The organism is Allocoleopsis sp., assembly GCF_036703385.1.
Classification (GTDB): domain Bacteria; phylum Cyanobacteriota; class Cyanobacteriia; order Cyanobacteriales; family Coleofasciculaceae; genus Allocoleopsis.
This window is the reverse complement of sequence record NZ_DATNPA010000338.1, coordinates 1-6,800: the sequence shown is the minus strand read 5'-3', so window position 1 is coordinate 6,800 and position 6,800 is coordinate 1. Positions and strand designations below refer to the sequence as shown.

At 44.8% G+C, this 6,800-nt stretch carries 5 protein-coding genes and 1 pseudogene; 5 read left to right on the top strand and 1 reads right to left on the bottom strand.

The genetic code is table 11. The annotated features are described in order from the left end of the window. From V6C93_RS16815 to V6C93_RS16795, 5 genes and pseudogenes are all read left to right on the top strand, one after another. Window positions 1–216 (top strand): annotated as a pseudogene (locus tag V6C93_RS16815) (branched-chain amino acid ABC transporter permease); the annotation flags it as partial. Between the two features lie 99 nt (window positions 217–315). Beyond that, a complete protein-coding gene (gene urtC, locus V6C93_RS16810; RefSeq protein WP_333477820.1) occupies window positions 316–1,491 on the top strand; it encodes an urea ABC transporter permease subunit UrtC in 1,176 nt (391 codons plus the stop codon). A gap of 245 nt (window positions 1,492–1,736) precedes the next feature. Then, the gene (urtD, locus tag V6C93_RS16805) at window positions 1,737–2,501 is read left to right on the top strand and encodes an urea ABC transporter ATP-binding protein UrtD (protein ID WP_333477819.1); all 765 of its coding nucleotides are present in this window, start codon (window positions 1,737–1,739) and stop codon (window positions 2,499–2,501) included. Between the two features lie 159 nt (window positions 2,502–2,660). Then, a complete protein-coding gene (urtE, locus tag V6C93_RS16800; RefSeq protein WP_333477818.1) occupies window positions 2,661–3,362 on the top strand; it encodes an urea ABC transporter ATP-binding subunit UrtE in 702 nt (233 codons plus the stop codon). Window positions 3,363–4,006: 644 nt separating this feature from the next. Further along, window positions 4,007–5,725 carry a sensor histidine kinase gene (locus tag V6C93_RS16795; protein ID WP_333477817.1) on the top strand — a complete coding sequence of 573 codons (1,719 nt, stop codon included), beginning with the start codon at window positions 4,007–4,009 and terminating at the stop codon, window positions 5,723–5,725. A gap of 148 nt (window positions 5,726–5,873) precedes the next feature. On the opposite strand, the gene V6C93_RS16790 is transcribed toward V6C93_RS16795, so the two are convergent. Continuing rightward, window positions 5,874–6,272, bottom strand: coding sequence for a hypothetical protein (locus V6C93_RS16790; protein ID WP_333477816.1), 399 nt, complete (start codon window positions 6,270–6,272; stop codon window positions 5,874–5,876). Window positions 6,273–6,800: the final 528 nt, after the last annotated feature.

Here is a 6,800-nt window from a genome sequence, read left to right as displayed (position 1 = left end):
GGCACGGTAAACTACCTCATCGGTTCAGGCGTACTGGTCACAAGTATCCCGACACCCTTGTTGACAATAGAACCGTTCAAATCCCTGGCTGATTTGTTAACGTTCTTTTCTTCCACCAGCATGGCTAAGGTCATCGTATTTGCTCTAATTATTGTGTTTCTTCAGGTGCGACCGGGAGGGATTTTCCCTCAAAAAGGGCGCACGGTTGATGCTTAATTAAGGGACTGGAGATTGGGGGCTGGAAAGAAGATTTCGCTGTGTTTTTCCTCAGTCTTTTATAAGGGCTTTCTACTATTGGCTAATAATTAATAAATAATGATTAATGATTCACTCGTTGAGCTTCCAGGGATTGAGCGACGACATCGTCATCGTCGATTACTGCTAATAGAGATAGGTGTGGTTGCCGCTATCGCACTGCTCCTCATTTTTTTCGTACCCATTGTGCTTCCTAGCGTGCGCCTCAACCAAATGGGGCGATTTTTAGCTTTAGCGATCGCAGCCCTCGGTATTGACCTGATTTGGGGGTATACAGGGCTTTTGAGCCTCGGTCATGGCATCTTCTTCGCTTTTGGGGGTTACGCCCTAGCGATGCATCTGCAATTAGCACCAGTAGAAGCTGGGAAGTTGCCAGAGTTCATGAACCTGTATGGGGTCGAGAAATTACCCTGGTTTTGGACACCCTTTGATTCCTTCGGTTTTGCGGCTCTTGCCGTTATTGTAATTCCCTCATTACTGGGAGCATTATTAGGTTACTTAGTATTCCGTAATCGGATCCGAGGCGTTTACTTTTCCATCCTTACCCAAGCCGCAACCATTGTATTTTTTAATTTCTTCAATGGTCAGCAGAAACTGTTTAACGGCACAAATGGTTTAACAAACTATAAAACCCTGCTGGGAGCAGATGTGAATGCGCCGAAGACACAGTTTGTCTTCTACACACTCACCATATTGTTTCTCGTCGCGGCTTATGCGCTTTGTCGTTGGTTGACTAGAGGACGCTTCGGCAATTTGCTGATTGCCATTCGCGATGATGAAAGTCGAGTGCGGTTTACGGGTTATAACCCCACCAGTTTTAAGGTTTTGGTATTTGCCATTTCTGCGGGGTTGGCAGGTTTGGCAGGGGCTATGTATACGTTGCAAACTGGCATTATTTCCCCCAAGGCAATGGATATTGCTTTTTCCATTGAGATGGTGATTTGGGTAGCGGTGGGAGGACGCGCCTCTTTGGTGGGAGCGATTTTAGGGGCGCTAGTGGTGAATTTTGCTAAGAGTTTGTTGAGTGAGAAGTTTCCGGAAATCTGGTTGTTTTTCCAGGGAGGGTTGTTTTTGCTGGTAGTGATGGTGCTACCAAATGGGGTAGTAGGATGGTTGCGTGAGCAAGGAGTTGATTGGTTAGCACGCCTGGGACGCCCGAAGCCTGTTATTACTTACCCTCGTTTGGAAGAAGACCCAGAAGTGCAGCATGAACGGGAGACTCTGGGGAGGGAGTAGGAATTTGATTTAACGTAGACGCGTAGCGGCTTGCCGTAGGCTAACACAGAGGCACAGAGGGCGCTGAGAGAGGAGAGAAGAGAGAACAGGAGTTACGCACACACACCATCTGTAGGGGCAATCCCTCCGTGGTTGCCCAGCTTTCACCCAAGATAATTAGCAATGCGTAAGTCTTAAGAAGAAAAAGAAAAAGAAAAGTTATTTGAGAGGGGAATTTTTGAGGTGAAGAAGGGATTGGGTATGACATGAGTGGAAAAATTATTGAAACTGAGAATGTAACGGTTAGCTTTGATGGCTTTAAGGCGCTCAATAACCTAAATTTCAGTATGGATGCTGGGGAATTACGGGTGGTAATTGGGCCTAATGGTGCTGGAAAGACGACGTTTTTGGATGTGATTACCGGGAAGGTGCAGCCGACACAGGGAAAAGTACTATTTAAAGGGCGAAATTTGCGGCGCTTGCCGGAACACGAAATCGCTCTCTTGGGAATTGGTCGTAAGTTTCAGACGCCTCGTGTTTACCTTAATCTGACTGTCCGCGACAACCTAGAAATTGCCTGTAATCGCCAAAAAAATGTCTTTGCTACGCTGTTTGGTCGTCCCGCCGTGGCTGAGCGAAAAACAGTTAAAGGTTTGCTAGAAACGGTTGGACTAACGGTTAAAGCTGATTTAGCAGCGGCTTTGCTGTCTCATGGAGAAAAGCAGCGGCTGGAAATTGGCATGTTGGTTGCCCAGTCACCGGATTTATTGCTAGTAGATGAACCAGTTGCAGGTTTGACGGATGAGGAAACGGAAAATGTTGGGAATTTACTCTTAGCACTAGCAGAAAGCCATTCCATTCTAGTAATTGAGCATGATATGGAATTTGTGCGCCAGATTGCCCGGAAGGTAACCGTGCTGCACGAGGGTTCAGTTTTATATGAGGGCAGTATTGAGGAAGTGCAAAACGAGCCGCGTGTGATTGAAGTGTATTTGGGAGAACCTTTGGAAAATCAACAAAAAATTGCTTGAGGGGTAAACTCAAGTTCATGATTAACGCAGAGAACGCCAAGGAAACCACAGAGAAACGCAGAGAGTGATTGATATATGATTCATTGAAAGTAATAATTATTATTTAACTTTGCGTTCCTTTGCGTAAAACCTCTGTGTCCTTTGCGTTAAAAAATCATTATGCTGCAAGTCTCTGGACTCAATGTCTACTACGGCGAAAGTCATATTCTTCGGGATGTCGATTTAAGTGTGCCATCGGGGCAGATGGTTTGCCTAATTGGACGCAATGGGGTGGGCAAAACAACGTTGCTGAAAACCCTTATGGGATTACTCAAACCCCGCACAGGTACGATTACCTTGGCAGGGGAGCCAATTACAGATAAATCACCCGACAGGCAGGCAAGATTGGGGATTGGTTATGTTCCCCAAGGACGGGAGATTATTCCTCGGTTAACCGTGAAGGAAAATTTATTGCTGGGGTTGGAATCACGTCGTAGTGGGAGAAGCGGTAGAGACGAAGTTCCCGAAGATATCTTTGCTCTGTTTCCGGTTTTAAAAACCATGCTCTCCCGGATGGGGGGTGATTTGAGTGGTGGACAACAACAACAACTTGCGATCGCGCGTGCTTTAATGGGACGCCCCCAATTACTGGTATTAGACGAACCCACTGAAGGAATTCAACCCTCGATCATTCTAGAAATTGAAGCGGCTGTCCGTCGTATTGTTGAATCGACTGGAATTTCTGTATTGCTTGTCGAGCAACACCTACACTTTGTGCGGCAAGCTGATAAATACTACGCCATGCAAAAAGGTGGTATTGTCGCCTCTGGAGCCACCAGCGAACTTAGCAATGAGGTCATCCAACGATTTTTAGCTGTTTGATTTCACAATCCCCGTACTCTTATCAAGGGGGATTATATAAACTCTCCCATCTTGTGAGGCAGGCGACACGAGTAGCTATTTCTTGTAGGCGGGCAGGATGTCCATCCCACAACAAGTCACTGGATATTTGTTTCTGGGAAATCCCTTAAGGGACTTGCCGCCTGATCTGTTTAGCTTAGGTATACCAGTCGCCAAGGCGATTAGGATAAAGCCAAATTGTGAAAGCTTGACCCGTTAAACTTTTCCCTTCTGCCTACTCCTGCGGAGAACGCTGCGCGAACTGCCCTCTGCCTTTTGCTATAACACTATATTTACGTTTCCTGGGTGGAAGATGTTAGTTTAAGCAGTAACCCATACCCCTGGGCGATAGTCGTCAACTACCTTGCCAGCGAGTTCGTGCTTGACAAGGCCCAGAAACGACCAGCTCTTTAACGCAAGAGTTGAGGAGATCATATGGAGAAATCCCTCCAGTCCATCGTTAGTTCAAGATGCCGCCTCTAAAGAGGTTTTTCTTTCACAGCTTTTTGTATTGGTGTGTGGCATCAACTAATACAAATGAACCTCTTGGATTTACTTCTTGTATGCACTACCCAGATTCTGATATCTACCCAAGACGCAAAGGCAATGCTTTTAGGTCTCAGTCAATGCGAAAGCCTAATGCTATAGCAATGACTGGACTCTGGTTCAATCATTTCACTCGTCACTTGAGTATTCACCGGAAAATTGGCTACGGGTATATCTTATCCATTAGTATCGCCATTCTGGGGACTGGGGCGGGGTTAATCGTGGGTGAGTATTATGACGACAAAGGTGTAGAGCAATTTAGAATCGCCCAGGAAAGATATGCGCGGCTCGATCATTTAGAAAAAGCGGTTTGGCAGGTAAAGCTTGAGCAACAAGAACTAATTATTGCTTCTGAAAAAAACGAACTTCAGCCACAAGATATTAAGCAATTACAAGCGAGTATTGCTGAAGCGAATACTCAACTCTCTCAACTTAAAGATAATTTAAAAGAATATCAGACTCTTCCCAAAGGCTATGTAAAAAACTTAAAAGCCTTTTTACAGAGTTGCGATCAGGAAGTAGATGCCTATAATCAGTTACTGAAGTCCCTATTACAAAAACTAAGTATCCCTAATCCCACTATTCAAGATATTCAAGCAAAAGAGCGAATTTTGCAAGAAATTGTCAAGGGCAAGCAAGGTGCTAAGGTTGAAAAACTTTCTAAGACTTTAGATGATTTGGTGCATTTTACAGTAGAGCAAGAAAAACAGGCCGGGGCTACCTTTAGAAGAGCTAAGGTTCTGCGATTAATTATTATTGTGGTTAGCATGGTGCTATCGATGGTGATTGCAATGGCTTTAGCCGTCTATACCAGCCGTGCGATCGCACGTCCAATCAAAGCAGTTACTCAGGTGGCTAGGCGAGCCACCCAAGAAAGTAATTTTGAGCTGCAAGCTCCAGTCACAAGCGACGACGAAATTGGAGTCTTAGCTACCTCCCTTAATCAACTCATCCAACAGGTAGCCACACAAATTCGTGAATTAAAGCAAGCCCAAGCCCAACTAATTCAGGGCGAAAAAATGTCCAGTTTGGGTCAGATGGTTGCAGGAATTGCCCATGAAATCAACAATCCTGTTAACTTTATTTACGCCAATCTCAACCATGCCAACGATTATACTCAAGAGTTACTCGAATTAGTCAATCTATATCAGCAGCACTATCCTCAACCCGCGCATCAAATTGAAGATAAAATAGAGGATGTTGAACTCGATTTTATTAAAGAAGATTTGCCAAAAATTATCTCGTCCATGCACACAGGAGCCGAGCGCATTCGCCAGATTATTCTGTCGCTACGTAGCTTTTGCCATCTGGATGAAGCTGAAATGAAACAGGTGGATATCAATGAAGGTATTAATAATACTTTATTGCTCTTGAACTACCAACTCAACCCAGACATTGAAGTTATCAATCAGTACGAAGACTTACCCTTAGTTGAGTGCTATCCAGCTCAGCTTAATCAAGTTTTTTGGCACATCATCAGCAATGCGATGGACGAACTGAGAACTCCTCATAAATTCTCATTTAAGCCGCAGATTTTTATTCAAAGTCAACTCGTCAACTTTAACCATATCGAGGTGAGAATCCGAGATAATGGTAAGGGTATTGAACCCAAAATCATAGATAAAATATTTGACCCGTTTTTCACAACTAAGCCAGTTGGGGAAGGCACGGGAATGGGGTTAGCTATATGCTATCAGATTGTAGAAAAACATCGCGGCAAAATTCAGGTTGTTTCAGAGTTAGGAAAGGGTACCGAATTTGTGGTCACTTTGCCGATCAAACATCCTCATCATGAGTAATTCTTAATTCCTCATTAAAGACAGATGGGAGCCCCCATTCTCTCTGGTTGTCTCATTTGGGTAGGGGTACTCGCATCCTCATCCAAAACGTAATTACGAATTATGCATTCCGAATTTTTTGACTATCTAAACTACAGCCATATCTCGACTACACTTCATCAGCCGATATTGACAGGGAATGTTGAAAGCTGCTGGGCCATTCATCGCTTAGCTGATCGGGTTTTAGCTCTGGTAATGGAGGCGGTGATGCCACAGGATTATTGTCATCAATCAGGGGTTGAGCAAACGAGAGAGTTGAGGGTGCAGAGGCAGTACGTATACTGCTGAGCCAGCTATCTCTGTTCTTTAACGCCATCGGCTCTGGGAGAGTGCGTCCCTTATCTAGCAACTGACTGAGATGGTGCAGTCCTTCACACAACTTGTGTAAGTGGGCGGCTCTATAATCTGCTGCTTGCCAGTCTCCCGCTTCCAGAGCTTCAACATAGCCCTTTTGTAAGGCTCTGATCAATCTCAGTTGAGTTTCGATGATTGGATAGTTAATTGCCATTGGTCTTGCTGTTGTTCAATCTGAACTGCTATCTACCCCTGATGCATCTCCTGGTTTATTGTGTTCTAAACCTATTCTGGCTCAGGCATCAGGGTGTTGCACACTAATAGGACTCCCAAGCATAAAAGTATCCAGCTACCTCTTGTGGAGGCAAGCGAGACGCCTGCCACGCTCGTTGAGGCGGGCAAAATGTCCACCTCAAAAGATAGATGATTTATTTCTCTGGAATGCCTAATACACTTTACGGACTCAGTGCGATCGCGATCAGAAAATTTTTTCTTTCCGTAAATACACGGTTACATTCTAAGAGCCAGCCCCTTTATAATCCCTCCAGTTTTACCAGTTATTTCAGGCGCTAGGGCAATGTATGACAGTGATGTAGTTCAGGTGAATGGTCTTCCCAACAGTATAAACACTGTTTGGCAAGAGGTTAAAAAGCTATCTACCGAGGAAAAAGCTGAAATCGTGAGCAGGCTGTTGGGTCAAGAATCGGGTTTGGTTTTGGTGTCTACCAGCAGTCACCTCGTC